This is a genomic window from Dietzia sp. CW19, assembly GCF_014145265.1.
Taxonomy (GTDB): Bacteria; Actinomycetota; Actinomycetes; order Mycobacteriales; family Mycobacteriaceae; genus Dietzia; species Dietzia natronolimnaea.
The window spans coordinates 1-1182 of record NZ_JAALEE010000532.1 but is presented as its reverse complement, the minus strand read 5'-3'; the positions used below and the strand labels follow the sequence as shown (position 1 = coordinate 1182).

2 protein-coding genes are annotated in these 1182 nt (G+C 71.3%); both read left to right on the top strand.

The window, feature by feature from the left end; genetic code table 11:
* Positions 1-13 precede the first annotated feature (13 nt).
* Complete coding sequence (locus tag G6021_RS15025; RefSeq protein WP_182610732.1) at positions 14-958, top strand: glutamate ABC transporter substrate-binding protein; 945 nt, start codon at positions 14-16, stop codon at positions 956-958.
* On the top strand, positions 955-1182 hold a 228-nt coding region (locus G6021_RS15020; protein WP_182641628.1), incomplete at its 3' end, for a hypothetical protein. The genes G6021_RS15025 and G6021_RS15020, both read left to right, overlap by 4 nt.

Here is a 1182-nt window from a genome sequence, read left to right as displayed (position 1 = left end):
GCCGGACCGGGAGATGATCTCCGAGTCCACCGAGTCGGATCACGTGGGGATCCCGGAGGTGTCCGCGGTGATGCCGCTGCCGGCCGGCGCGGTGATCAGCACCGACGGCCCGACCGGACTCCCCCAGGTGACCCCCGACGAGTCCTGCGACCCGCTGCCGAGCCTGCGCCCGGACGACGCCCCGCCCGAGGAGCGCGTCCCCCGCATCAGGCAGCGGGGGCGGCTGATCGTGGGGCTGGACCAGGGCTCCAACCTGTTCTCCTTCCGTGACCCGGGCACGGGGCAGCTCACCGGCTTCGACGTGGACCTGGCCCGCGAGATCGCCCGGGACATCTTCGGCGATCCCGGCCAGGTCGAGTTCCGTTCCCTGACCTCGGTCAACCGGATCGAGGCGTTGGAGAACAACCAGGTCGACGTGGTGATCCGGTCGATGTCCATCACGTGCGCGCGGCGCGAGCTGATCACCTTCTCGGTGCCGTACTACCAGGCCTACCAGCGCGTGCTGGCGGTGCGGGGCTCCGGGATAACCGAGATCGAACACCTCGAGGGCCGACGGGTGTGCGTGGCGGCCGGCACCACCTCGGCCTCCCGACTGTGGGAGGAGCTGCAGCGGCTCACGGTGCTGTCGGTCAACACGTGGGCCGACTGCCTGGTGGCCATCCAGCAGAACCAGGTGGACGCCATCACCACGGACGACGCGATCCTGGTGGGCATCACCGCCCAGGATCCGTACCTGGAGATCGTCGGGCCGCAGCTCAACGCGGAGCCGTACGGGGTGGGCATCGCCAAGTCGACCCCCGGCAACAACACCGACGGGCTGGTCCGGCAGGTCAACTCGACCCTCGAGCGGATCCGGGCCGACGGCACGTGGAACCGCATGTACTCCACGTGGCTCTCCGGGCTCGGCCCGAGCCCCGGGATGCCCGAACCGGCCTACGTGCCGGAGGAGCCGAGATGAGCTACCGGAAATGGGATGACGGGCCCACGGTCGACGAGCCGACCGCGGGGACCGAGGCCACGTTCCGCCCCGAGCCGGGGTCGGTCACCGGTGCACTCGAGGTGACGGGCGCGGCGGGGCACACGGAGGCGGTGGGGCACACGGAGACGCGGGGGCACACAGAGGCGTCATGGGACGGCGAGGCGACGGAGGCCACGTCGGCGGTCGCCGCCACCGGCGCGATG